Origin of the sequence: Candidatus Pseudomonas phytovorans, from assembly GCA_029202525.1 — a bacterium.
GTDB lineage: Bacteria > Pseudomonadota > Gammaproteobacteria > Pseudomonadales > Pseudomonadaceae > Aquipseudomonas > Aquipseudomonas phytovorans.
This window is the reverse complement of the sequence record CP119325.1, coordinates 4983715-5008507: the sequence shown is the minus strand read 5'-3', so window position 1 is coordinate 5008507 and position 24793 is coordinate 4983715. Positions and strand designations below refer to the sequence as shown.

19 protein-coding genes are annotated in these 24793 nt (G+C 64.6%); 9 read left to right on the top strand and 10 right to left on the bottom strand.

What is annotated here, in order from left to right:
* Nucleotides 1-7: 7 nt before the first annotated feature.
* From P0Y58_21940 to P0Y58_21905, 8 genes are all read left to right on the top strand, one after another.
* Nucleotides 8-268 carry a DUF1315 family protein gene (locus tag P0Y58_21940; GenBank protein WEK29542.1) on the top strand — a complete coding sequence of 87 codons (261 nt, stop codon included), beginning with the start codon at nt 8-10 and terminating at the stop codon, nt 266-268.
* Nucleotides 265-1095, top strand: a complete 831-nt coding sequence (locus tag P0Y58_21935; GenBank protein WEK29541.1) for a DUF2797 domain-containing protein — start codon at nt 265-267, stop codon at nt 1093-1095. The genes P0Y58_21940 and P0Y58_21935 overlap by 4 nt, the downstream gene beginning before the upstream one ends.
* Before the next feature lie 13 nt (nt 1096-1108).
* A complete protein-coding gene (gene pepN, locus P0Y58_21930; GenBank protein WEK29540.1) occupies nt 1109-3766 on the top strand; it encodes an aminopeptidase N in 2658 nt (885 codons plus the stop codon).
* A gap of 194 nt (nt 3767-3960) precedes the next feature.
* Nucleotides 3961-4977, top strand: coding sequence for a YCF48-related protein (locus P0Y58_21925; GenBank protein ID WEK29539.1), 1017 nt, complete (start codon nt 3961-3963; stop codon nt 4975-4977).
* Between the two features lie 20 nt (nt 4978-4997).
* The gene (locus P0Y58_21920) at nt 4998-7373 is read left to right on the top strand and encodes an RND family transporter (GenBank protein ID WEK29538.1); all 2376 of its coding nucleotides are present in this window, start codon (nt 4998-5000) and stop codon (nt 7371-7373) included.
* 163 nt (nt 7374-7536) lie between these two features.
* Nucleotides 7537-7827: a DUF5629 family protein gene (locus P0Y58_21915; protein ID WEK29537.1), complete on the top strand. Its 291-nt coding sequence runs from the start codon at nt 7537-7539 to the stop codon at nt 7825-7827.
* Nucleotides 7793-8932: a lactonase family protein gene (locus tag P0Y58_21910; protein ID WEK29536.1), complete on the top strand. Its 1140-nt coding sequence runs from the start codon at nt 7793-7795 to the stop codon at nt 8930-8932. The genes P0Y58_21915 and P0Y58_21910 overlap by 35 nt, the downstream gene beginning before the upstream one ends.
* A gap of 113 nt (nt 8933-9045) precedes the next feature.
* A complete protein-coding gene (locus P0Y58_21905) occupies nt 9046-9225 on the top strand; it encodes a hypothetical protein (GenBank protein ID WEK29535.1) in 180 nt (59 codons plus the stop codon).
* A 32-nt stretch (nt 9226-9257) separates the two neighbouring features.
* Here P0Y58_21905 and P0Y58_21900 read toward each other — a convergent pair whose 3' ends face one another.
* The 9 genes from P0Y58_21900 to P0Y58_21860 form a co-directional block, all read right to left on the bottom strand.
* Nucleotides 9258-9851, bottom strand: a complete 594-nt coding sequence (locus P0Y58_21900; GenBank protein ID WEK29534.1) for a glutathione S-transferase — start codon at nt 9849-9851, stop codon at nt 9258-9260.
* A complete protein-coding gene (locus P0Y58_21895; protein ID WEK29533.1) occupies nt 9848-13492 on the bottom strand; it encodes an SbcC/MukB-like Walker B domain-containing protein in 3645 nt (1214 codons plus the stop codon). Before P0Y58_21895 ends, P0Y58_21900 begins: the two co-directional genes overlap by 4 nt.
* Nucleotides 13489-14727, bottom strand: coding sequence for an exonuclease SbcCD subunit D C-terminal domain-containing protein (locus tag P0Y58_21890; GenBank protein WEK29532.1), 1239 nt, complete (start codon nt 14725-14727; stop codon nt 13489-13491). The genes P0Y58_21895 and P0Y58_21890 overlap by 4 nt, the downstream gene beginning before the upstream one ends.
* A 451-nt stretch (nt 14728-15178) precedes the next feature.
* Nucleotides 15179-16813, bottom strand: a complete 1635-nt coding sequence (locus P0Y58_21885; GenBank protein WEK29531.1) for a BatD family protein — start codon at nt 16811-16813, stop codon at nt 15179-15181.
* Nucleotides 16810-18528 carry a VWA domain-containing protein gene (locus P0Y58_21880; protein ID WEK29530.1) on the bottom strand — a complete coding sequence of 573 codons (1719 nt, stop codon included), beginning with the start codon at nt 18526-18528 and terminating at the stop codon, nt 16810-16812. Before P0Y58_21880 ends, P0Y58_21885 begins: the two co-directional genes overlap by 4 nt.
* The gene (locus tag P0Y58_21875; GenBank protein WEK29529.1) at nt 18525-19601 is read right to left on the bottom strand and encodes a VWA domain-containing protein; all 1077 of its coding nucleotides are present in this window, start codon (nt 19599-19601) and stop codon (nt 18525-18527) included. Before P0Y58_21875 ends, P0Y58_21880 begins: the two co-directional genes overlap by 4 nt.
* Nucleotides 19594-20088, bottom strand: a complete 495-nt coding sequence (locus P0Y58_21870; GenBank protein ID WEK29528.1) for a DUF4381 domain-containing protein — start codon at nt 20086-20088, stop codon at nt 19594-19596. Before P0Y58_21870 ends, P0Y58_21875 begins: the two co-directional genes overlap by 8 nt.
* Nucleotides 20085-21029 carry a DUF58 domain-containing protein gene (locus P0Y58_21865; GenBank protein WEK29527.1) on the bottom strand — a complete coding sequence of 315 codons (945 nt, stop codon included), beginning with the start codon at nt 21027-21029 and terminating at the stop codon, nt 20085-20087. The genes P0Y58_21870 and P0Y58_21865 overlap by 4 nt, the downstream gene beginning before the upstream one ends.
* A gap of 4 nt (nt 21030-21033) precedes the next feature.
* The gene (locus P0Y58_21860; protein WEK29526.1) at nt 21034-21993 is read right to left on the bottom strand and encodes a MoxR family ATPase; all 960 of its coding nucleotides are present in this window, start codon (nt 21991-21993) and stop codon (nt 21034-21036) included.
* 232 nt (nt 21994-22225) lie between these two features.
* On the opposite strand from P0Y58_21860, the gene P0Y58_21855 reads away from it, so the two are divergent.
* Nucleotides 22226-23524, top strand: a complete 1299-nt coding sequence (locus P0Y58_21855; GenBank protein WEK29525.1) for a DUF2235 domain-containing protein — start codon at nt 22226-22228, stop codon at nt 23522-23524.
* Nucleotides 23525-23586: 62 nt separating this feature from the next.
* On the opposite strand, the gene P0Y58_21850 is transcribed toward P0Y58_21855, so the two are convergent.
* Nucleotides 23587-24789 carry an MFS transporter gene (locus P0Y58_21850; GenBank protein WEK29524.1) on the bottom strand — a complete coding sequence of 401 codons (1203 nt, stop codon included), beginning with the start codon at nt 24787-24789 and terminating at the stop codon, nt 23587-23589.
* Nucleotides 24790-24793 lie beyond the last annotated feature (4 nt).

The following is a 24793-nucleotide window of genomic DNA, read 5'->3' as shown; positions in this document are numbered from 1 at the left end:
AGACACTATGTCCACTTTCGCGCAAATGATTGAAAACATTACCCCGGAAATCTACGAGAGCCTGAAACTGGCCGTGGAAATCGGCAAATGGTCGGATGGCCGCAAGCTCACCGTCGAGCAGAAAGAGCTGTCGCTGCAGGCCGTGATCGCCTGGGAGATGCAAAACCTGCCCGAAGACCAGCGCACCGGCTACATGGGTGTGCAGGAATGCGCGTCGAAGTCCGCGCCAATTGCCAACATTCTGTTCAAGTCGGACTCGGTACATTGATCGAACTCGCTCGTGGCTCGTTGAGCAAGATGTCGGTAAGCCTGCAGGCGCCCGTGGTGCAATACAGCTTCCGCCTGGATGACACGCAGGTGCCGGTCAACCCGTTGATCGGCCAGCGCCTGCGCCTTGAGTACCTCGGCGCCATTCACTGCAATCACTGCGGCAAACGCACCAAGACCAGCTTCAGCCAAGGGTACTGCTACCCGTGCATGACCAAGCTGGCCCAGTGCGACGTGTGCATCATGGCCCCGGAAAAATGCCACTACGACGCCGGCACCTGCCGTGAACCGTCGTGGGGCGAACAGTTCTGCATGACTGACCACGTGGTCTATCTGGCCAACTCGTCAGGGATCAAGGTCGGCATCACCCGCGCTACCCAGCTGCCCACCCGCTGGCTCGACCAGGGCGCCAGCCAGGCCCAGCCGATCATGCGCGTGGCTACCCGCCAGCAGTCTGGCCTGGTCGAAGACGTGCTGCGCAGCCAGGTGTCAGACCGCACCAACTGGCGTGCGCTGCTCAAAGGCGACGCCGAAGTGCTCGACCTGCCGGCCATTCGTGACCAGATCTTCGACGCCTGCGCCGACGGCCTGCGCGAGCTGCAGGGGCGCTTCGGCCTGCAGGCGATACAGCCACTGCCGGACGCCGAAGTGGTGCAAATGCGCTACCCGGTCGAGGCCTACCCAACCAAGATCGTCAGTTTCAACCTCGACAAGAACCCGGTGGTGGAAGGCACGCTGCTGGGTATCAAGGGCCAGTACCTGATCTTCGACACCGGTGTGATCAACATTCGCAAGTACACGGCCTACCAGTTGGCCGTGCTCCAGTAAAAAGGACCTGCACATGCGTACCGAACAACCGCAAGTGATCTACCTCAAGGATTACCAGGCGCCCGAGTACCTGATCGACGAGACGCACCTGACCTTCGAGCTGTTCGAGGACCACACCCTGGTTCACGCGCAACTGGTCATGCGCCGCAACCCGGACCGTGGTGCCGGCCTGCCGCCCCTGGTGCTCGACGGCCAGCAGCTGGAGTTGCTGCGCGCCGCGCTGGACGACCAGGAACTGCAGGCGAGCGATTACCAGCTCGCAGCCGACAGCCTGACGCTGCACCCCAAGGCCGAGCGCTTCACCCTCGACACCAGCGTGAAGATCCACCCCGAGAGCAACACCGCGCTGGAAGGCCTGTACAAGTCGGGCAAGATGTTCTGCACCCAGTGCGAGGCCGAAGGCTTTCGCAAGATCACCTACTACCTCGACCGCCCGGATGTGATGAGCACCTTCACCACCACGGTGATCGCCGAGCAGCATCGCTACCCGGTGTTGCTGTCGAACGGCAACCCTACAGGCAGCGGGCCGGCCGAGGATGGCCGCCACTGGGCAACCTGGGAAGACCCGTTCAAAAAGCCGGCCTACCTGTTCGCGCTGGTGGCCGGCGACCTGTGGTGCATCGAGGACAACTTCACGCGTCAGTCTGGCCGCGATGTGATGCTGCGCATCTATGTCGAGCCCGAGAACCTCGACAAGTGCGACCACGCCATGGTCAGCCTGAAGAAGTCCATGCGCTGGGACGAAGAAGTCTATGGTCGCGAGTACGACCTGGACATCTTCATGATCGTGGCGGTCAACGACTTCAACATGGGCGCCATGGAAAACAAGGGCCTGAACATCTTCAACTCCAGCTGTGTGCTGGCCCGTGCCGAAACCGCCACCGATGCTGCGCACCAGCGCGTCGAAGGCGTGGTCGCCCACGAGTACTTCCACAACTGGTCGGGCAACCGTGTCACCTGCCGTGACTGGTTCCAGCTGTCGCTCAAGGAAGGCTTCACGGTGTTCCGCGATGCCGAGTTCAGCGCCGACATGAACTCGCGCACGGTCAAGCGCATCGAAGACGTGGCCTACCTGCGCACCCACCAGTTCGCCGAAGACGCCGGCCCCATGGCCCACCCGGTGCGCCCGGACAGCTTCATCGAAATCTCCAACTTCTACACCCTGACCGTGTACGAGAAGGGCGCCGAAGTGGTGCGCATGGTCCGTACGCTGCTGGGTAACGAAGGCTTCCGCAAAGGCAGCGACCTGTACTTTGAACGCCATGATGGCCAGGCGGTGACCACCGACGACTTCATCAAGGCCATGGAAGACGCCAACGGCGTCGATTTTACCCAGTTCAAGCGCTGGTACAGCCAGGCCGGTACCCCGCGCCTGGAAGTCAGCGAGGCCTACGACGCTGGTGCTCAGACCTACAGCCTGACCTTCCGCCAGAGCTGCCCTCAAACCCCGGACAAGGCTGAGAAGCTGCCGTTCGTGATCCCGGTCGAGCTGGGCCTGCTGGACGCCGAAGGCAATGACCTGCCGCTGCGTCTGGCCGGTGAAACAGCTGCGGGCGCTACCAGCCGTGTGCTGTCGGTGACTGAGGCCGAGCAAACTTTCATCTTCGAGGGTGTCCGGGCCAAGCTGTTGCCGTCGCTGCTGCGCGGCTTCAGTGCGCCGGTGAAGCTCAGCTTCCCTTACGACCGCGACCAGCTGATGTTCCTGATGCAGCACGACAGCGACGGCTTCAACCGCTGGGAAGCGGGGCAGCAACTGTCGGTACAGGTACTGCAAGAGCTGATCGGCCAGCATCAACGCGGCGAAGCCCTGAAACTCGATCAGCGACTGATCACTGCCCTGGGCACCGTGCTCGGTAACGCGTCGCTGGACGCCGCCATGGTTGCCGAGATGCTTTCGCTGCCGGGCGAGGCCTATCTCACCGAAATCAGCCAGGTGGCCGACGTGGATGCCATCCACGCTGCCCGCGAGTTCGCTCGCCAGCAGATCGCGGCGCAGCTGTTCGACGCCCTGTGGGCGCGCTACCAGGCCAACCGTGAAGTGTCGCGCAGCACCGCCTACGTGGCTTCTGCCGAGCATTTCGCCCGCCGTAGCCTGCAGAACATCGCCCTGTCGTACCTGATGCAGAGCGGCAAGCCGCAGGTGCTGGAAGCGACCCTGGAGCAGTTCGATCAGTGCGATAACATGACCGAACGCCTCACGGCGCTGGCAGTGCTGGTCAACTCGCCGTTCGAAGCTGAGCGTGCCAAGGCCCTGGAAGCCTTTGCCGAGCACTTCAAGGACAACCCGCTGGTCATGGACCAGTGGTTCAGCGTGCAGGCCGCCAGCGCGCTGCCGGGCGGGCTGGCGCGGGTCAAGGCGCTGATGCAGCACCCAGCGTTCACCTTGAAGAACCCTAACAAGGTACGTGCGCTGATTGGTGCCTTTGCCGGGCAGAACCTGGTCAACTTCCATGCGGCGGATGGCTCGGGCTACCGCTTCCTGGCGGACCTGGTGATCAAGCTGAATGCACTGAACCCGCAGATTGCTTCGCGTCAATTGGCACCACTGACCCGCTGGCGCAAGTATGACGATGCGCGTCAGGCGCTGATGAAGGGCGAGCTGGAGCGGATTCTGGCGTCTGGCGAGCTGTCCAGTGATGTGTATGAAGTGGTGAGCAAGAGCCTGGCGTAAGCCCGGTAGACATTGGGGCCGCACAGCGGCCCCGGCTTTTTCAAGCCGACAACAAAACATAACACCCCGCCCGTTGTATCCCCGCCAACATCCCCGCTACAGTCCCTTCAAGCTATTGCAGGCCTCTAATTCAGCCTTTTCGCAGTACCTGCAATGCATTGACCCACCAACAAGAACACAACAAGGGGGCAGTCATGAGGGAGCAGATCAGTCGCAGGGCCTGGCCATTGGCAAGCGGTGCGCTGCTGGCGCTGGTGTTGGGGGTATGGGCCGACAGTGCCCAGGCCGCCGCAGCCGACGAATATTCCACCGAATCGGCCAAGGCCAGCCAAAGCCTGCTGATCGGCGCCACCCACGCGGGCAAACGCCTGGTTGTGGTGGGTGATCGCGGTCACATCCTGTTCTCCGACGACCAGGGCAACACCTGGACCCAGGCCCGGGTACCCACCCGGCAGTTGCTCACCGCCGTGTTCTTCCTCGATGACAAGCGCGGCTGGGCGGTCGGCCATGATGCGCAGATCCTCGCCAGCAGCGACGGCGGGGCGACCTGGACCAAGCAGTTCGAAGACCTCGCCCGTGAAGCGCCCCTGCTCGATGTCGCCTTCGTCGATACCCAACACGGCTTTGCCGTGGGTGCCTACGGCGCCTTGCTGGAGACCACCGACGGCGGCCAGCACTGGCACGACGTGGCCGAGCGCCTGGACAACCCCGACCAGTTGCACCTGAATGGTATCGCCCGGGTCCATGACGCCGGCCTGTTCATCGTCGGCGAGCAGGGCAGCATGTTCCGCTCCGCCGACAACGGCCAGACCTGGGCCAAGGTCCAGGGCCCCTACGAGGGCTCGCTGTTCGGCGTGATCGGCACTGCCCAGGCAAATACCCTGCTGGCTTACGGCCTGCGCGGCAACCTGTTCCGTTCCACCGACTTTGGTGACAGCTGGCAGCCGATCGAACTCAAAGCCGCGCGCGGTGATCTCGAATTCGGCCTGGCAAGCGCTACGCTTCTCGATGATGGCACCTTGGTGCTGGTCGGCAACGGCGGCAGCGTGCTGCGCAGTGCCGATGGCGGCCAGACCTTCAGTGTGTACAACCGTGCCGACCGCATCGCCCTGGCAGGCGTGAGCGGCCTGGCCAATGGCGGCCTGCTGCTGGTAGGGCAGGGCGGTGTACACCTGGCGGATGCCCAGGGTGCCGAGGGGGCGAGCCGATGACCAGCAGGGAGAGCATAACCATGCATCCGCACCACCAGGACAAGGCCACACTCCTTGAACGCCTGATCTTCAACAACCGCCCCGTGGTCATCGCCCTGTGCGTGGTGGTGAGCATTTTCCTGTTCTGGCAGGCCACGCAGATTCGCCCCTCCACCAGCTTCGAAAAGATGATCCCGCTGCAGCACCCGTTCATCGAGCAGATGATGGAGCACCGCAACGACCTGGCCAACCTCGGCAACACCGTGCGCATTTCGGTGGAGGCGGTGAATGGCGACATCTTCGACAAGGACTACATGGAGACCTTGCGCCAGGTCCATGACGAGGTGTTCTACATTCCCGGTGTCGACCGTGCCGGGCTGAAGTCGCTGTGGAGCCCCAGCGTGCGCTGGAGCGAGGTGACCGAGGAGGGCTTTTCCGGTGGCGAGGTGATCCCAAATACCTACAACGGTTCGCAGGACAGCCTCGACACCCTGCGCGACAACGTGCTCAAGTCCGGCCAGGTGGGGCGGCTGGTGGGCAATAACTTCAAGTCCAGCATCGTCGATGTACCGCTGCTGGAGAGCTACCCCGATCCGCAGGACCCAGGCAAGCAGGTGAAGCTGGACTACCAGCAGTTCTCGCACCTGCTGGAAGAGAAGATCCGCGACAAGTTCCAAGCGCAGAACCCCAATGTGAAGATTCACATTGTCGGCTTCGCCAAGAAGGTCGGGGACCTGATCGACGGCCTGGTGATGGTGGCAATGTTCTTCGGCATCGCCCTGGCCATTACCTGGGTGCTGTTGTACTGGTTCACCTGGTGCATCCGCAGCACCATCGCCGTGCTCATCACCACACTGGTGGCGGTGGTGTGGCAGTTGGGCCTGATGCACGCGGTGGGCTTTGGCTTGGACCCTTACTCGATGCTGGTGCCGTTCCTGATCTTCGCCATCGGCATTTCCCACGGGGTGCAGAAGATCAACGGGATCGCCTTGCAGTCGAGTGACGCCGACAACGCCCTCACGGCGGCCCGGCGCACCTTCCGCCAGCTGTTCCTGCCGGGGATGATTGCCATTCTCGCTGACGCGGTGGGCTTCATCACCTTGCTGATCATCGATATCGGGGTGATTCGCGAGCTGGCCATTGGTGCCTCCATCGGCGTGGCGGTGATTGTGTTCACCAACCTGATCCTGCTGCCGGTGGCCATTTCCTACGTTGGCATCAGCAAGAAGGCCATCGAACGCAGCAAGAAGGACGCCACCCGTGAGCACCCGTTCTGGCGCCTGCTGTCGAATTTCGCCAGTGCCAAGGTGGCACCGGTTTCCGTGACCCTGGCACTGGTCGCCTTCGCCGGTGGCCTGTGGTACAGCCAGAACCTCAAGATTGGCGACCTTGACCAGGGCGCGCCAGAGCTGCGGCCCGACTCGCGCTACAACCAGGACAACAACTTCATCATCAGCAACTACTCGACCAGTTCCGACGTGCTGGTGATCATGGTCAAGACCCCGTCGGAGCAGTGCTCGGTCCACTCGACCATGGCGCCGATCGACGAGCTGATGTGGACCATGCAGAACACCCCGGGTGTGCAGTCGGCGATTTCCCTGGTGACCGTGTCCAAGCAAGTGATCAAGGGCATGAACGAGGGCAGCCTGAAATGGGAAACCCTGTCGCGTAACCCGGACATCCTCAACAACTCCATCGCCCGTGCCGACGGCCTGTACAACGGTGACTGCTCGCTGGCGCCGGTGCTGGTGTTCCTCAACGACCACAAGGCTGAAACCCTGGAGCGGGTTACCGCTGTGGCCAAGGCGTTTGCCGACAGCCACAACAAGGAGGGCCTGCAGTTCCTGCTGGCGGCGGGCAACGCCGGGATCGAGGCTGCGACCAACGAAGTGATCAAGTCGGCCGAGCTGACCATCCTGATCCTGGTGTACATCTGCGTGGCGGTGATGTGCCTGATCACCTTCCGCTCGTTTGCCGCCACCTTGTGCATCGTGCTGCCGCTGGTATTGACCTCGGTGCTGGGCAATGCGCTGATGGCCTACATGGGCATTGGCGTGAAGGTGGCGACCTTGCCGGTGGTGGCGCTGGGTGTGGGCATTGGCGTGGACTATGGCATCTACATCTACAGCCGCCTGGAAAGCTTCCTGCGGGCCGGGTTGCCGTTGCAGGAGGCCTATTACCAGACCCTGCGCTCGACCGGCAAGGCGGTGCTGTTCACTGGGCTGTGCCTTGCCATTGGCGTATGCACCTGGATCTTCTCGGCGATCAAGTTTCAGGCTGACATGGGGCTGATGCTGACCTTCATGCTGCTGTGGAACATGTTTGGTGCACTGTGGCTGTTGCCAGCGCTGGCGCGGTTCCTGATCAAACCGGAGAAGATGGTGGGCAAGGAAGGGGGCTCGATTTTCGCCCACTGACCATAGGGGGCCGCTCTGCGGCCCATCGCCGGCAAGCCAGCTCCCACAGGTACAGCGCAAGCCTTCAGATTTGTGTGGTCCCTGTGGGAGCTGGCTTGCCGGCGATGGGCTGCAGAGCAGCCCCAAGGGTTATAATGCCAATTCATTTCTTGTTGGTACCACCATGTCCCCCCTAGCCACCGCCCTGCAGTCCTGCGACATGCTCCTGATCGACGGCCTGCACGCCTTCGATTTCACTGCCGACGAATCCGGCCTCACCGTCGAATGCATGGACGGCCGCCAGCTGCGCCGCTGGTCCTTCACCCCCGATGAAGTCGCCGCCGCTGTCGCCACCGGTGATGAATGGCAACTCAACGATGCCAACGGCGAGCATCGGCTAGTCTGTATGAGTGCCTTTCGTGCCCCGGATGATGACCAAGATGAACCGGACCTGGACGAGCCTGCTGACCGCTAGCCTGATGACCCTGACAATCAACGCCCACGGCGCGACCTTGCTGGTGGGCAGCTACACCGATGGCGCCAGCCAGGGCATTTACCGCTATCAGTTTGACGACAAGGCCGGCCAGATCGACCCCACGCCCCTGCAGGTGGTGAAGAGCGTCAGCCCTTCGTGGCTGGTCTTGTCAGCCGACCAGCGTCAGCTGTTCGCGGTGAATGAGACCCCGCAGGGCCATGCCAGCAGTTTCAGCATCAGCAGCAAAGGCGAAATCAAGCCACTCAACCAGGTGGCCACCCAGGGCGACGAGCCCACCCACGCGAGCCTCAGCCGTGACCAGCGCTACCTGTTCGTGGCCAACTACGCGGTCAACCCCAACCCCGGTGGCAGCCTGGTGGTGATCCCGGTGGCCAGGGACGGCAAGCTCAAGCCCGTGGTGCAACAGGCCCGGCACATGGCGAGCGGGGTCAACCCTGAGCGTCAGGCCGGTGCGCACGTGCATTCGCTGGTGCTGTCGCCGGATGGCCAGCACCTGTATGCCAGCGATCTGGGAGCCGACCAAGTGTTCATCTACCGCTACGACGGTGCCAGTGCGGACCACCCGCTGACAGCGGCGATACCTGCTTCCGTGGCCTTGCCGCCGGGCAGCGGGCCGCGTCACCTGCTGTTCGACGCCAAGGGCCGGCACGCCTACCTCACCCTGGAGATGAATGCCGAGGTGGTGATGTTCGATGTGCAGGACGGCAACCTGGTCGAACGCCAACGCCTACCTCTGACCGAGCGCCAGGAGGCAGCAGCGAAGGCCGCAGGTGGTTTGCACCTGTCGGCGGACGGGCGTTTCCTGTACGTGAGCAACCGCGGCACAGCCAATGAAATCGTCGTGTTTGGTGTGAGCAAGGACGATGGCCAGTTGGCGTTGTTGCAGCGTCGTTCGGTGGAAGGCGATCACCCCCGGGAATTTGCCCTGGACCCGAGTGACAACTTCCTGCTGGTGGCCAACCAGAAGAGCAACCAGATCGTGGTGATACGCCGCGACCCACGCAGTGGCAAGTTGCTGGAGACGGTGCAGACGCTGAAGCAAGATGCACCCTCGGACCTCAAGTTCATTGAGCGATATCGATAGGCGTGATAATCGGTAATGCCGCAATGAATTTTTGCCTGCGGCCTCGGCGGCGTAAGTTTGACCCAAGGCCCAAACGGGCCACCGTCTAACCACCGCCGTCGAGGTCAGCCCAGATGAACTTCAATCTCTTCCCGGTTATTGCCGCATCCGCCATTTCCGCCTCGGTCGTACTGCCAACGCATGCCCATGCCGACAGCAGCGGCAAGGCCGCCGCGACCCACAGCTACACCGAGCAGTACCTGCGCCAGAGTGCCAATTTCCATGCGGCCCTGAGTGGCAAGCATCACGCCTGATCCTGGCTCTGTCCCCTGTAAGAGCGTGTGAGCTACTTGGCCATTACTGACCTGTACAGCTCCGAAGCCAGCCACCCCTCCAGCCAGCTCCGCACTCGCGGATAAGCCGCCTCGGCGAACCACTGCGGTTCGACCCCGGCAAACTGGCGCATCAGGGGCAACAACGCGGCATCGGCAAGGCTCGGGTGATTGGCCAGCAGGTAAGCCCGGCCGTCAAGCAAACCTTCGAGCTCCGCCAGCCAGGCCTCGGCCTGCTGGCGGTAATGTTCGCGGGAATGCGCCGGGTAGCGCTCGGCATACTTGTAAAGGTTTACCTGCGCCTTGAACGTGCTGTCGTTGCGCGCAATCAACGCTTCAGCCTGCTCCGCCGCCGCCGGATCGGCCTTTAACTGCCAGTCCTGCGGGTCATTTTTCGCCAGTGCCCAGCGCATGATGTCCAGGCTCTCTTCCAGTACCCCGGCACCGGTATCCAGCACCGGCACTGTACCCTTGGGCGACAAGGCCAGCAGTTCTGCCGGCTTGTTCTTCATCGCCACCTCACAGATGTCCACCTCGCATCCGGCATAGCGCAAGGCCAGGCGCGCACGCATGGCCCACGGGCAGCGGCGGAACGAGTAGAGGATCACCCGCACACCTCCACATCACTCAGGCCATTGCCCTGGCGACGCACCTGGATCTGTACCGGGATGCGCTCGTGCATTTCTTGCACGTGGGAAATCACCGCCACCTTGCGGCCCTGGGCCTGCAAGCCGTCGAGGGCGTCCATGGCCAGTTGCAGCGACTCGGGGTCGAGGCTGCCGAAGCCTTCGTCGATGAACAGCGATTCGATGCGCAGGGTGCTGGAAGCCATCGAGGCCAGGCCCAGGGCCAAGGCCAGCGATACCAGGAACGTTTCCCCGCCTGACAGCGAGTGCACCGAACGCAGTTCGTCGCCCATCTCGGTGTCCAGCACCAGCAGGCCCAGGGCGCTGCCGCCGCGTTTGAGGCGGTAACGGCGGGCCAGTTGGCGCAGCTGGGTGTTGGCGTGGTGCAGCAGCAGGTCGAGGTTGTAACCCTGGGCGATCTTGCGGAACACATCGCCCGAGGCCGAACCGATCAGGGCGTTCAGGCGCGCCCAGCGTTGCCATTGCTGATGGGCCTGCTCGATTTCTGCCGCCAACGCCTGGTGTGCCTGCTGGCGACGCTGGTCGTCGGCCTGCTGCGCGCGCAGTTCCGCGCACTGTTGCTCGTGACCGGCCAGGCGCTCGCGCAGCTCGGTCAGGGCTTGCTGCAGGGCTTCGGCCGAAGTGTCCACGGTCATCAGTGCAGCGTGTTGTTGCAGGCGTTGTTCGCGTTCCTGCAGCAGCACGCGGCCCTGTTCGATGGCTTTTTCGGCGTTTTGCAGGTGCTGGCGCAGCTCCATCACTTGCGCATCATCCATGGCCAGCAGTCGATCCAGCCCGGCGTCGTCCAGTTCCGGGTGCTCACTGCGCCACTGTGCGATCTGCCCCTGCAACTGATGGCACTCGGCGTCCAGCGCCTGTTGCTGTTGGGCGTTGGCCTTGAACTCACTGGCCAGTTGTACACCTTGGGTGCGCAGCGCTTGCAGGTGCTGGGCGGTGTCGGCGTCGAGGACGCGGGCTTGCTCCAGCGTGGCGTCCATGTGCTGCTGCCAGGCCTCGGCGCTGGTGTGCTCACCGAGCAGTTCGCCGAGCGAAGCCAAGGCCTGCTGGCGTTGCTCGTCGAGAGCGGCCAGCTGCTGCTGCAACTGCTGCTGGCCTTGCACGCGCGCCTGTTGTTGGTCACGCAATTTGTCCAGCTGTGCGTGGCGGGCTTGCTGTTCTTCCAGTTCGTCCTTGCGCTGCTCCAGTTGTTGCAAGCGTTGGGCAATCTGCTGGTCGAGGGCTAGGAAGGCATTGGCCGGGTCTTCGTTGAGGGCTTTGAGAGCTGCCTCGGGCAATACGCCGGCCAGGTCGTTCAGGCCTTGCTGCAACTGCTGCTCATCGTTGGCCAGGGCTTGGTGCTGGTGCTCCAGGTGGCGTTGGGCCTGCTGCTGGGCGTCGTGGGCAGCTTGCAGTTGCTGGTTGAGGCGGGCGGCGTCTTTTTGCAGGGCGAGCAGGGCGCTCTGGCGCTTTTCGTCGTGGCCGATTTCTTCGTCCAGGCGCCGCAACTGGCCGTCGAACCAGGTACTACGGGCATTATCGTCCTGCGGGGCAATGGCCGGCCACAAGCTGTGCGCCTGTACCTGGGCCACCAGCGGTTGCAGCTGGTCGCCCAGTTGCTGCAGTTGCTGTTGGTAGTCCTTGAGCTGGGCATTGACCACACCCAACTGGGTACGCAGTTCCACCAGCTTGCTGTTGAGGGTTTCGACCTGTTTCTGTGCGGCGTCTTCTTCGGCCTGGTCATGGCGACCCAGGCTCTGCAGCAGCGCTTCGGGCTGGTGGAACGGGTGCTCGGCACTACCGCACACGGGGCAGGGTTCACCGTCGCGCAGTTGGCCGCGCAGTTCTTCGACGCTGGTATTGCGCGCCAGGCGCTGGCGTTCCAGCAGTTGGCGGGTGAGGTTCAGCGCTTGCTCGGCGGCTTCCAGCTCGGCCTTGGCGGCGGTGCCTTCGGCAATCAGGTGCTGGCGCTGCTGCATGGCCTGCTGCTGCCGTTCGCGCAGGGTGTTCAGCTGCTGGCGCAGCTCTTGCTCACGGCCATGCAGGCGCGACAGCTCTTCGACGGCGCGCTGCTGTTTGCGGTTGTCTTGCAGCATGCCGCCCAGCAGATCGATCTGCTCGGCCAGTGCCTGCGGTTCGGCCTTGGCTTCGCGGAACAGCAGGTCGTAGCTGTCGCGCTCGGCCTGCAAGTGCGCATTGGCCTGGCTGGCCTGGGCCTGCAGGCCGGGCAGTTCTTCACGGCCCTTGGCCAGGCGGCCACCGATCAGCATCACCTGCTTCAGCTGTGGCAGGTAGGCATGCCAGGCATTGGCCAGGCCCGCCAGGTGCTGGCTGTCGGCCAGTGCGGTGTCGATGTGGGCCAGTTGCTGCAGGCTGCGTTGCTGGTTGTCATCCAGCTGCTGTACCTGTTGCTGGCCATCGGCTACTTGCTGTTCAGCCTGTTGGCTGGCACTGCGCTGCGCTGCCAGCTCCTGGTCCAGGCGTGCCAGGTTGTCCTGGCTGGCGAAGGCCTGACGCAGGCGCGGTGCGTTTTCGCTGTGCCGGGCCTGGCTGTCGGCGAGCGCCTGGCGTGCGGTGTCTAGCGCCTGTTCGAGCTCGTGGGTGCGCACCTGCAGCTCGGCTTGCTGCTGTTGTTGTTCAGCGATCTTCGCGGCCACGGGTGCCAGTTGCACAGCCAGCGCCTGCTGGCGGTGAAACTGGTGACGCTGCGGGGCCAGGCGTTCCAGGCGAACGAGGTCCAGACGGGGTTCGGCCAGTTGCTGCCAGCGCTGCTCGGCGGCCTGAAGCGCGGTGCCGGCTTCGGCATGCTGGGCCTGCAGTTGGCCTTGTTCAGCCAGCCAGCTGCGTTGCTGTTCCAGCTGGCGCTCGCCGGCTTGGTCGGCCTTGAACTGCTGCTGCGCCTGCTCCAGGCGCTGGTCAAGGTCGGTGCGGGCTTCGGCGGCCATCGGCACCAAGTGGCTGGCGCGGTCCTTCAAGGCGTTGTGGACCTCGCCGGCTTCACGGGCCTTGCTGAAGGCACGCTGGCCCAGGCGGGTGTAGATGGCGGTGTTGGTGAGCTTTTCCAGCAGCTCGCTGCGTTCTTTGTCGTCCGCCTTGAGGAAGGCGCCGAACTCGCTCTGGGCCAGCATCACCGCGCGGGTGAACTGCTCGAAGTTCAGGCCAAGGCGGGCTTCGATCAGTTGCTTGTATTCGTTCTTGCCGCTGCCCAGCACCTGTTCGCTGTCCAGGTCGTAGAAGCTCTGGCGGCTGTGCTGCAGTTTGCCGTTGGCCTTGTCGCGGGCGCGGTTGGCTTCCCAGCGGGCGCGGTAGCGGCGGCCGTCGATGCCGACGAAATCGACTTCGGCAAAGCCACTGCCGGTGCCACGGCGCAGCAGGTTGCGCGGGTCGTAGGTGGGGATTTCACCGTCGGCGTCGGGCACCTTGGCCTCGCGGCCGATGTCGTTAAGGCGGGGCACCGTGCCAAACAACGCCAGGCACAGGGCGTCGAGCAGGGTGCTCTTGCCGGCCCCGGTAGGCCCGGTGATGGCGAACAGGCCAGCGCTGGCCAGCGGCTCGGCGGTGAAGTCAATTTCGATTGGACCGGCCAGCGATGCCAGGTTCTTCAGGCGAATGGCGAGAATTTTCATGGCTGCTCCTGTTCCTGCTGCACGTCCTGCAACAGCAGGGCAAAGTCGGCCAGCGCCTGCTCATCTGCGGGGTTGCCGTACGCCTGTTCCCAGGCGCGGCTGAACAGGTCCTGCGGGGTCATCTGGGCCAGCTCGACAAAGGCCAGGTCATCGTCTTCTGCGTTATTGCGGCCGGCGTACTCGGCGCCGATGCGAATCAGCCGCACGGCCTTGCCCTCAATTGCGGCTTCGATCTGCTGGCGCAAGTCGGGTTGCGGCTCGTCCAGTATCACCCGCACCTCCAGCCAGGGCTGGCGGTTGGGGTCTTCGAGCAGGTCGATCACCGGTAGCTCGGCCAGCTGTGCCAGCAGCTCGCCCAGCGGTGCCGGGCCAACCCGTTGCAGGGCCACGGCCCGTGGAATCGGGCGCGCTTCGACGCTGACCAGCTCGGTGCCGTCCAGCTCCACTTCCAGTACCTGGTGCGGGTAGTTGATTTCGGCAAACGACAGCGGGATTGGCGAGCCGCTGTAGCGGATGCGTTCCTCGCGGTTGACCTTCTGTGGTTTGTGCAGGTGGCCCAGGGCGACATAGCTGATGGCCTTGTCGAACAGCTTGGCCGGCAATGCCTCGGCGTTGCCGATGATCAGGCTGCGCTCCGAGTCCTCCGACACCGAGCCACCGGCCATGTGCGCATGGCTGATGGCGATCAGCGCCTGGTCTTTCTTGCGCTTTTTTTGCGCGGCGCTGATCAATTGCTGGTGCACCTGGGTGATGCCTTGCAGGTAGTCGTCGCCCAGGTTCGGGCCGGTGACCTCGGCCGGGCGCAGGAAGGGCAGGGCCAGGCACCAGGCGGCGACCTTGCCGCGGCCGTTGGTCAGCGGAATCAGCAGGCGCTCGGCATCCAGCTGGCCTTCGTCCAGCCAGTGCACACGGCCCAGGGCATGGGTGCGCAGGCGGCGCATGAGCGCGGCGGGCAACTCGATGCGCGAGCCGGAGTCGTGGTTGCCGGCGATCATCACAATGTCCAGCTTGGGCTGTTGCTCGTGGGCCTGAACGATGAAGTCGTAGAGGCGCTCCTGCGCTTTGACCGGCGGGTTGACCGTGTCGAAGATATCGCCCGCGATCAGCAGCGCATCGGGCTGGCGCAGGTGCAGCTGGCCGAGCAGCCAGTCAAGGAAACAGGCGTGTTCGAAATCGCGTTCCTGGCCGTGCAGGCTTTGGCCCAGGTGCCAGTCGGAGGTATGAAACAGACGCATGGATGACCTGTTGGTGTCGAGTCGAGCAAGCGAGGGCTTGGTTTGGGGATGGGTGTTGCGCAAGGGCCGTATGGTAACTCAAGCAGGGTTTGGGGTGCAGGATTGGGATAGGGATTGGGAGAGAGCCACCAGGTGCTTGCCACAAGGTTTTCAGCGCCTGTGAGATCGAGCGCCGCCCGCGCGGCGCTTCGCGGGGCAAGCCCGCTCCCACATTTGTTTCGGGCCAGTTACTCCTGCTGCCTCCGCACTCGCACCCTGGGTGCATGGCTGGAAAATGCAGAAAAGCAGAGGCGACACCTTCGATATCGAATGGAACAAACAAGGGGCCGCGCGCCAATGGCTCAGGCGGGATTGGCCCGAAACAAATGTGGGAGCGGGCTTGCCCCGCGAAGCGCCGCGCGGGCGGCGCTCGATCTCACAGGCGCTGCAAACCTTATGGTGAACACCCGGCCTACTTGGGATACAACGGCGGCAAGCTGCCATTCTCCCCGGCTGGCAACAACACCTGCTCAGCCGGCGGAATGGTGCCAATTGCCCGCCACAAGTCCTCACCCTGCCAATACTGCCCACTCTCGCTGTACAACGCCCCGTTCAACCCATCCAGCGCATCCGACAGCGGCACAAAGCGCGCAGCCATCTCGGCCAGGGTTTCCGGCTGTTGCCGGGCCCAGGCATCCAGCGCCTGGCGGGTGGCCTGGGGGTCGTTGGCCAGGCACGCACGCTTGAGGTCGTCCAGCAGGGTGCGTGGGCTTGGCCCGTTCTGCGCCGCACGCAGCACCGCCGGGCGCGAGCGGGCACGCCACCAGAGGGCGAAGCCCAGCACGGTAGTCAGTGCAAACACCAGGGTGGCCAGCTGCCAGGGCCACAGCGAGGTGCTGGCGCTGCTGTTGTCGCCCACCGGGGTGTCGGCGCTCAGCGCCGGGTTATCTTGCACGTTCAATGTGCGTGCAGGCAGGCTGCTGTGTTCCAGGTGGTCCTCACGGGTGTTCCACCAGGCCACTTCCAGTGCCGGCAAGGTCAGCGTACCTGCGTGCGTGGGCACCAGGGCTTCGCGCTCCTCGCGGTTGGCGGTCATGCCGCGCTCGCTGATTTCGTTGCGTAGCAGCGGCTGGTCGGGGTAGCGGCGCAGGCCGATGATTTCTGTGGCCGGCAGCGGTGGCAGCTGGGTGCTGGACAAGCCTTCGGCACGCAAGGTGATGTTGCGCGTCAACGAGTCGCCAATCTGCACCTGCTGGCTGCCCGGGTCGGGGTTCCAGTGCTCTTCCAGGGTCAGGCTGCGGGCTGGCAACCACGGCACGCCTATGGGCCAGGCTGCGGGAATCGGCCGCACGGTGAGGCGCAAGGGCAGCGAGCTGACCTGCACCTGGCGGCCGGTGCGGGCCGTACCGTTGGCCTGCGGGGCTTCGTCATTGCTGGCTGCAGCGGTGGCAGTGAACGTCAGTGGCGGGATGTCGAGGCTGCCGCTTTGCTGGGCATACACCGCATAGCGGGTTTCGATCACGCCGTGACGCACCCCGTTGATTTCTTTTTCATACGTGCGCGATTCGCCCAGTGGCTCGACCTTGGCGTTCTCCAGTTGCAGCGGGCTGAGGCTGCTGTCGTCGTATAGCGCCACCGAATGGTAGATGCGCAGGGTCAGCACGGCCTGGGCCTGAACGTAGACATCGTTGCTGTCGAGGGTCGCTTCGATGAACACTTGCGACGCGCTGTCCTGGCGGCTGGCATCGGCCTGCAGCACTTGCAGTTCGATGGCCTGGCTGTGCGACTGGCCCAGTTGCAGCTCGGGAATGCGCAGGCTGCCGCTGCGCCGGGGCAGCAGGGTGATGATCCAGCGGGTGCTGGCGCGGGTTTCGCCGTCCAGGGTGTGCAGGCTGTTCAGCTGGCGTGTGCCACGTACCTCGAAGTCGCCTTCAAGGGCGTGCAGGTCGGGTTTGCCGAACTGGGTGACGTCCTGGCTTTCCAGGGTCAGCTCCAGGCTCTCGCCGGCTTCAAGGCGGGTACGGTCAACGCTGGCTTGCAGCAGCGGCTCGGCTTGGGCCAGCACGGCCCATAGCAAGGTAAGAAGAAAGACGCCGAAGCGACTCATCGTGGGGTTTCCTGATGCAATTGCTGTTCATACCAGAATTTGCGCCGCAGCAGCTCCGCCGGGTTATCGGGGATCTCCCGCAGCCATTGTTCCAGGGCCTGGCGCTGTTCGGTGTCGAGGTTGGTCGATACCGGGCGCTGTGGCGGCTGGATGACATTGTCATCTGCACCCGCCTGGTTGCCGGGCGTGGCCTGGCTGTTATTGCTGCCTTCGCCGGGCTGTTCGGCGTTGGCTTGTTCGTCGCTACCGGGTGTGCCCTGGGCAGGGCTGCTGGCCGAGCTGCTGTTGCCCTCGGTCTCGCTGCCGGGTGTACCTTGGGCCTCGCTGTTGGCCGGCTGTTCCTCGGCCTTGGCCTCGCGCTGTTGCAGCAGTTGTTGCACCAGCGCCTGGTTGTCCAGCGCAGGTTGCAGGTCGGGCTGGCGCTCCAGGGCTTGCTCGTAGGCGTCCAGGGCGGCCTCCAGTTCGCCGCTGCGGGCCAGGGCATTGCCTCGATTGTAGTGGGCTGCGGCCGTATCGCCTTGGGAAAACGCTTCGGCGGCACCCGTGTAATCGCCGGCCTGGTACAGGGCCATGCCGCGCCACTGCGGGTTATGGAAGTGGCGAGCGGCGCTGGCCGGTCGGTTTTGTTCCAGCAGCCGCTGTCCTTGCTGGTCGGGGCGCAGCCACAAATCGTTGAACTCGAATGCTTGGCTGGGCTGCGGCAGGGCGAGCAGCAGCGGCAGGCAGAACAGCCAGCCGCGACGGCCGGCGCAGGCGGCCAGCAGCAACAATGGGATCAGTAGCCAGTAACCCTGGTCGGCCCAGCTGTCCAGTTGCAGGGTCTGGCCGTCATTGCGCGCGGTGCGCGGGTTGTCGAACAGGCCCAGGCCACGCAGGTCAAGGTCGTCGATGCGGGCATGCCGGTAGCGCCCGCCCGTACCGCTGATGAAGCCCTTGAGGCTGGCGCTGTCCAGCCGTGGCAGCAGGATACCGCCCTGGTCGTCCTTGAGGTACTCGCCGCTGGCCTGGCGCACCGGGGCGCCTTCGCGGCTGCCGATACCCAGCATCAGCAGGCTCGGGCCCTGGCGGCCGAGCGCCTGGCTGATGCCTTGGCGTTCCGGCGCGCTCAGCGACGAGCCGATCAGCAGCAGACGGCCTTGGCCCAGGCCACTCTGGGCCAGCAGGGCCAGGCCCTTTTGCACGGCCAGGTCGGCGCGTTGGCCGGGCTTTGGCATGATCGACGGGTCAATGGCCTCCAGCAGGTTGCGGGTGGTGGCCAGGTCGTCGGACAGCGGCACCAGGGTGTGCGCCGAGCCGGCATACACCACCAGCGCCGTCTGGCTGTCGCGGCGGTGTTCGAGCAGGTCGAGGACCTTGCGCCTGGCTTGTTCCAGGCGGTTGGGCGGGCTGTCTTCGGCGAGCATCTGCGGGGTCAGCTCCAACAGGATCACCAGCGGGTCCGCCGGTCGTTGGCGGCTTTCTTCCACGCGCTGCCAGCTGGGCCCGAGCAGGGCCAGGACCACCAGCGCCCAGGCCAGGCCCAGTGCTATCCACGGCAACTTGCTGTTGCTACCGCTGCCGCCGCCCAGCAGTACGCCATGGAAGGCGGGCGGCAAAATCATCTGCCAGCGCCCGGCGCGCTTGCGTCGGTGCCACAGCTTGTACAGCAGCCAGCCGAGCAGGGGTACGGCCAGCAACCACAGCGGGCGAAGCCATTGAGGCCACAGTTCGATCATCGCCGCCTCCTCAGGCGCAGGCGCTTGAGGCGCTGGCGCCATTCCGGGTGCGGCTGCAGGAAACGCGGTTTGCGCAGCAGGCGTTGCAGCAGGTTGTCGGGCCATTGCACGGCCACCACCAGCAACACGCTGAGCAGCAGCGCCAGGGCCAAGGGCCAGGCGTACAGGGCCTGGGCCGTGCGTGCCTGGGTCGGTTGCTGGGCTACCGGCTCCAGTTGGTCGAGGGTATCGCCGATGGCGTCCAGTTCGGCGCCGTCATGGGCGCGGAAGTAGGCGCCGTGGCTGATGTCGGCAATTTCCTTGAGTGAGGCTTCATCCAGGTCCAGGCTCGGGTTGAGGCCAAGCAGCCCGGGAGTACCACTGGCTTCGGGGTTGGCACCGATGCCGATGGTGTAGATGCGCACCCCTTCCTGGGCCGCCAGACGCGCAGCGGTCAGTGGGTGGATCTGCCCGCCGTTGTTGGCGCCGTCGGTGATCAGCACCAGTACCCGGCTTTGTGCCGGTCGCTGGCGCAGGCGCTTGACCGCCAGGCCGATGGCGTCACCAATGGCGGTGTTTTTGCCGGCAATGCCGATCTGCGCTTCGTCGAGGAAGGTGCGCACGGTGCGCCGGTCGAAGGTGAGCGGCGCCTGCAGGTAGGCCTGGCTGCCGAACAGGATCAGGCCCACCCGGTCGCCTTCACGGTCTTGCAGAAAATCGCCCATCAGCGCCTTGACCAGGTCGAGGCGGCTGATGTCTTCGTTTTTCCACTGCATGTCGGGGAAGTCCATCGACCCGGACACGTCCACCGCCACCAGCAGGTCGCGGCCGCTGGCGGCCACCGGCACCGGTTCGCCCAGCCATTGCGGGCGGGCAGCAGCGCACAGCAGCAACAGCCAGATGACCACGAATGGCGCCTGCTGGCGCCAGGTGGGCAGGTTGAGCCGTGCGCGGCGCCCGGCCAGGCCTTCCAGTTCGTTGAGGAAGCCTACCTTGAGCACCGGTTCGCCGCTGTCGGCGGCCGGCAGCAACAGGCGCGCCAGCCACGGCAGCGGCAACAGGGCGAAGACCCACGGCCAGGCCAGTTCAAACATGCTTGCGGATCCAGGTTTCAACGGCCTGGCTGAGCCCGACAATGGCCTTGTCGTCGAGTTTGCACTCGGGCTTGTAGGCGCCCTCGACCAGCACCATCCAGCGGGTCAGGCCGGCGGCCGGGCAGCGGTTGTCGAGAAATGCCAGCCACTGGCGGCCGTTCAGGGTATGGCTGTTGGCACCCGGGTAGTGGCTGCGGCACAGGCGTTTGAGCAGGGCGTTGATCTGTTGCAGCCAGGCGCCGGCCGGGGCGCCGTCGTAGGGGCGTGGCAGGCGCGCCAGTTCGGCCAGGGCTTCCACACGCACCGGGTCCAGGGGTTGTTCGGCGCGCACGATGCGGCGTTTGCCCGGGCGCCAGCGACGCAGCCGCCACAGGCCCCAGCACAGCAGGGGCAGCACAGCCAGCAGCAGCCACCAGCCGGGTGCGGGCGGCCACAGGCCGACAGGCGCGGGCTCGATCAGCGGGTGCAACTGGTCGAGCGGGTTCATGACGCGCTCCTTGGCCGTTGGGCGTTCAGGTACTCGCGCAGTTGCTCGATCATGTCGCTCTGGGTGCTGAGCGGCATCAGCACGACGCGCAGCTTCTGGGCCATCAGCTCCCAACGCTCGATACGTGCCTCGGCCTGCTTGCGATAGGCCTGGCGCAGGTTGGCGTCCAGGGTGTCGAGCTCCAGCTGCGCGCTGCGCTGGGCAAAGCGCAACAGGCCGGCGGCGGGCAGGGCGTGGTCGAGCGGGTCGGAGACGGGCAACAGCAGCAGGTCGCAGTGGCGCGAGAGCATGGCCAGGTGCTGTTCGCACTGTGCGGTCAACGAACGCTCGTCACAGATGACAATGGCCAAGCTCCCCGGGCGCAGTACTTCGCGCGCGCGGCGCAGGGCCAGGCCGAGGCTGTCGGCCTGTGGCACTGCTTCGGTGTGCAGCGACTGGTTGACCTTGGCCAGGCGGTTGAGCAGCTGCAGCAGGCTCTGCTTGCTGCGCCGGGGCTTGATTTCGTGGGGGTCGTTGTCGCCGAACACCAGCCCGCCGATGCGGTCGTTGTGGCCCAGCGCGGCCCAGCCGAACAGCGCTGCAGCCTGGGCCGCCAGTACCGACTTGAACAGCAGGCCCGAACCGAAGAACAGACGCTGGCTTTGCTCGACGAGGATGAAGATCGGCCGCTCGCGCTCTTCGTGGAACAGCTTGGTGTGCGGTTCCTGGGTGCGTGCGGTGACCCGCCAGTCGATGTTGCGCACATCGTCGCCGGCCTGGTAAACGCGCACTTGGTCGAAGTCCACCCCGCGCCCGCGCAGCTTGGAATGGTGCAGGCCCACCAGCGGGCTGCGCTGGCCAGGCTTGGAGAACAGCTGGATTTCGCGCACGCGGTGGCGCATGTCGATCAGCTCGGCAAGGCCGATGCGGATGCCGGGTTCGGCCAGCTGAGCGGTGGGCATGGGCTCAGGCAACGGCGACGACGTCGAGGATGCGCTGGACCACGCGGTCCTGGTCGATCCCCGCCGCCTCGGCCTCGAACGAGAGGATGATGCGGTGGCGCAGCACATCGAACAGCACGGCCTGGATGTCTTCGGGGCTGACAAAGTCGCGCCCGGCCAGCCAGGCGTGGGCACGCGCACAGCGGTCCAGCGAGATTGAGCCCCGCGGGCTGGCGCCGTAGGCGATCCAGTCGGCCAGCTCGGTGTCGAACTTGGCCGGGGTGCGGGTGGCCATCACCAGTTGCACCAGGTATTCCTCTACCGCGTCGGCCATGTACAGGCCGAGGATTTCCTTGCGCGCGGCAAAGATGGCCTGCTGGCTGACCCGGCGCTCGGGCTTGGTTTCGCCGCCCAGCGCTTCGCCACGGGCTTGCGCCAGGATGCGCCGCTCTACCGCAGCATCGGGGAAGCCGATTTTCACGTGCATCAGGAAGCGGTCGAGCTGGGCTTCGGGCAGTGGGTAAGTGCCTTCCTGCTCGATCGGGTTCTGCGTGGCCATGACCAGGAACAACGGCGACAGGTCGTAGGTGCTACGGCCCACGCTGACCTGGCGCTCGGCCATGGCTTCGAGCAGGGCCGACTGTACCTTGGCCGGGGCGCGGTTGATTTCGTCGGCCAGCACCAGGTTGTGGAAGATCGGCCCCTGCTGGAACACGAAGCTGCCGGTTTCCGGGCGGTAGATTTCGGTACCGGTGATGTCGGCCGGGAGCAGGTCGGGGGTGAACTGGATGCGATGGAACTGCGCCTCGATGCCTTCGGCGAGCTCTTTGATGGCCTTGGTCTTGGCCAGGCCCGGAGCACCTTCGACCAGCATGTGGCCGTCGGCCAGCAGCACGATCAATAGCCGCTCGACCAGTTTCTCCTGGCCTAGGATCTGGGAAGAAAGAAAGGTGCGCAGCGCGGTCAGCGCTTCACGGTGTTCCATCGGCGACGGTTCCTGGTATTGGGCCGCAGGCGGGGCTGGAGGCAGCTGCCCTGGCAAGGGGTGATACTTTAATCCATCCGGGGGGGCGGCTACCAATGGCGGCTGGGAAATTTATCCGTGCCGTGGGCCATGCCGATAAAGAAATGTCCTGCAAAAGGCTGGCCATAGACTGATGTTCTGCAGCGGCGCCCTGGCGCCTGCTTGTGCTTTTGACGCAAGCAGGAGCACAACGATGGAACTGAACAGCTGCAGTACGGCAACCGTTGCGCCGGTCACCTTACGGTTCGGCGTGTTTTTCGACGGTACGGGCAACAACCAGCACAATGCGATCCCGGCGGATGCGAGCGGCGGCACGGGCGCCAGTTATGCCAACGCCTTGAGCAATGTGGCCTTGTTGCATGCGCTGTACCCGGTGCAGGGGGCCGATACCGGCGGGGCGAAGGTGTTTCTGAAATGCTATGTGGAGGGGGTAGGTACCCTGGCCGGGGAGGCGGATGGCGCCTATGCCTCGGCCACCGGGCGTGGACACACGGGGGTGCAAGCGCGGGTTGCCGAAGCCTTGGCTGCGCTTGCCGGGCAACTGCGGGATTGGCGCCAGGCGCATCCGCAAGCCGTGCTCGCGCAGGTCGAGTTCGACTTGCTCGGCTTCAGCCGTGGGGCGGCGGCGGCGCGTCATATGGCGAATCTGCTGCACGATGACGGTGGCAGGCTGCTGCAAGTACCGTGCGCTATCACGGTTAACTTCATCGGCCTTTTCGACACTGTGGCGGCGATCATTGCGCCGTTGCAGGGCGATTTCGACCCTGCAGACGACCGCCATGGTGGCTTGCGTCTGGGCCTGGGTGCGGGCATTGCCCGGCACGTGGTGCAACTGGTGGCGGCGGATGAGCAGCGGCACAACTTCCCTCTGGTGAGCAGCGGTCACGACATCGTGTTGCCGGGTGTGCACTCGAACATTGGTGGGGGTTATCCCGAAACTTCACTGGAGCAGGTGCTGCTGTGCAAACCGCAGTCCCAGCGTGTGCCGCTGGGCGCCTGCGCTGACCAGACCCGCGCGTATGCCAACGTCAACGCATTGTTTGCTTCGGCGTTTGCTGGCTTGGGCGCGCAGGTGGTTAGCTGGGAAGAAGCGATTGCCGGTGGGCGGCACGACGAAGCGCAAAAGCAGGTGTATGCAGCGGTTTACCGGGAGCGGGAGGTGGCGGGGCAGCTTTCCCGTGTGTACCTGAGCGTGATGCGCGAGCTTGCAGTGCGTGCTGACGTGCCGTTTGAACCGTTGGGCGGGCAGGCTGAACATGGGCTGCCCGCTGAATTGCTGGAGATCAGCCGCAAGTTGCATGCGTTTGCCTTGGGTGAATGTGAACAGCCTGGGCTGACCGAAGATGAGCAGCGCTTGCTGCGCGACAGGTATGTGCATGCCTCTGCGAACTGGAATGCGCTGAAGGGGTTGCGCAACAGTGTGCTGGATGTACTGTTCATCAATCGGCCGGGGGCAGAGGGGCGAGTGGTGCATGCGAACCCGTTAGCTTGATCAACCTTGACCGGCGTCATCGCTTGCTTGCCGGCAAAAGGGCTGCAAAGCAGCCCTGGGGTCTAAACATGCTGGCGACGTTTCCTGGCTGAATACGCCTCCTGCGCCAGGGTCAGGAGTACGGTCAGCAACATGAACACCACCGAAGCAATGAAGATGCCTTCCGGCAGGCGCTGGTCGAGCATCCAGCCGAACGCAACAGGCCCGATGGCGCCGCCGATGTTGAAACCGGTCGAGACCAGCCCGAAGGTTTTGCCCTCGGCACCACGTGGTGCCGCCGCCTTCACCAGCATGTCCCGCGACGGCGCGATCACCCCCGTCAGCAAGCCGATCGCTCCCAGCACCGCCACCAATGCCCAGTCTCGCACCAGCCCAAGTGCCACCAGCGCAGTCAGCGCCGCCGCAAGGGCAAAGGCCAGTGCCGCCACCAGCCCATGGCGCCGGGTACGGTCAGCCAGCGCCCCGCCACACAAAACGCCCACCGCACTGCTGAGCAGAAACGCCGTGAGCGCTGTGTTGGCCCAGGCCAGGGTCAGGCCCTGGCCCTGGACCAGGGCGGCCACGGAAAATTTCTCGATGGCACTGGTGCTCAGGTTCAACAGGATGAACAACACCGTCAACACACAGATGGTCGGTGTAAACAAGCGTAACCTGCCCGGCGCTCCAGCAGGGCCGGCATCACGTTTGTTGCCATGCCCGGAAACCTGATAGACACCGCTGCCTGGCACCGAGATGAACAGCAGAGCGCCAACACCAACCATCGCACCCGCTGCCAAAGCGGTCTGTGTGCCGAACACAGTGGCAACGCCCAGAAACATCGCTGGCGTTATAGCCGAACCGAGGAAACCGGCGAACGTATGGATCGAGAACGAGCGCCCCAGGCGGCCTTGCTCAATGCCGTTGGCCAGCAATGCGTAATCGGCAGGGTGGTAAACACCATTGGCCAGGCCGGCCATGGCCATTGCTATCAGCAACACCGCATAGCCGGGGCTGACCGCCAGCAGCAGGAAACTGGCGCTGCCTAGCAGCAACCCGGCCTTGAGCACTTTGCGCGCACCGTAGTGGTCGACGGCATAGCCTAGCGGCGCCTGCACCAGGGCAGAGACGATGTTGAACACCGCGAGGGCCACGCCAAGCTCGACAAACCCCACGCCCAGCAGGCCGGGGAGTACGGGCAGCAATGCCGGGATCAGCATGATGTGCACATGGCTGACGAAGTGCACGGCAGCAATTTGGGTAAGCAGCTTGGGGCCAGCGTGGGGCATGTCG

What these genes read in the sequence shown, in the direction of transcription:
- P0Y58_21940 (WEK29542.1), top strand. Translation starts at nt 8, where the DNA reads ATGTCCACTTTCGCGCAAATGATTGAAAACATTACCCCGGAAATCTAC.
- pepN (WEK29540.1), top strand. Translation starts at nt 1,109, where the DNA reads ATGCGTACCGAACAACCGCAAGTGATCTACCTCAAGGATTACCAGGCG.
- P0Y58_21925 (WEK29539.1), top strand. Translation starts at nt 3,961, where the DNA reads ATGAGGGAGCAGATCAGTCGCAGGGCCTGGCCATTGGCAAGCGGTGCG.
- P0Y58_21920 (WEK29538.1), top strand. Translation starts at nt 4,998, where the DNA reads ATGCATCCGCACCACCAGGACAAGGCCACACTCCTTGAACGCCTGATC.
- P0Y58_21915 (WEK29537.1), top strand. Translation starts at nt 7,537, where the DNA reads ATGTCCCCCCTAGCCACCGCCCTGCAGTCCTGCGACATGCTCCTGATC.
- P0Y58_21910 (WEK29536.1), top strand. Translation starts at nt 7,793, where the DNA reads ATGAACCGGACCTGGACGAGCCTGCTGACCGCTAGCCTGATGACCCTG.
- P0Y58_21905 (WEK29535.1), top strand. Translation starts at nt 9,046, where the DNA reads ATGAACTTCAATCTCTTCCCGGTTATTGCCGCATCCGCCATTTCCGCC.
- P0Y58_21895 (WEK29533.1), bottom strand. Translation starts at nt 13,492, where the DNA reads ATGAAAATTCTCGCCATTCGCCTGAAGAACCTGGCATCGCTGGCCGGT.
- P0Y58_21890 (WEK29532.1), bottom strand. Translation starts at nt 14,727, where the DNA reads ATGCGTCTGTTTCATACCTCCGACTGGCACCTGGGCCAAAGCCTGCAC.
- P0Y58_21885 (WEK29531.1), bottom strand. Translation starts at nt 16,813, where the DNA reads ATGAGTCGCTTCGGCGTCTTTCTTCTTACCTTGCTATGGGCCGTGCTG.
- P0Y58_21880 (WEK29530.1), bottom strand. Translation starts at nt 18,528, where the DNA reads ATGATCGAACTGTGGCCTCAATGGCTTCGCCCGCTGTGGTTGCTGGCC.
- P0Y58_21875 (WEK29529.1), bottom strand. Translation starts at nt 19,601, where the DNA reads ATGTTTGAACTGGCCTGGCCGTGGGTCTTCGCCCTGTTGCCGCTGCCG.
- P0Y58_21870 (WEK29528.1), bottom strand. Translation starts at nt 20,088, where the DNA reads ATGAACCCGCTCGACCAGTTGCACCCGCTGATCGAGCCCGCGCCTGTC.
- P0Y58_21865 (WEK29527.1), bottom strand. Translation starts at nt 21,029, where the DNA reads ATGCCCACCGCTCAGCTGGCCGAACCCGGCATCCGCATCGGCCTTGCC.
- P0Y58_21860 (WEK29526.1), bottom strand. Translation starts at nt 21,993, where the DNA reads ATGGAACACCGTGAAGCGCTGACCGCGCTGCGCACCTTTCTTTCTTCC.
- P0Y58_21855 (WEK29525.1), top strand. Translation starts at nt 22,226, where the DNA reads ATGGAACTGAACAGCTGCAGTACGGCAACCGTTGCGCCGGTCACCTTA.
- P0Y58_21850 (WEK29524.1), bottom strand. Translation starts at nt 24,789, where the DNA reads ATGCCCCACGCTGGCCCCAAGCTGCTTACCCAAATTGCTGCCGTGCAC.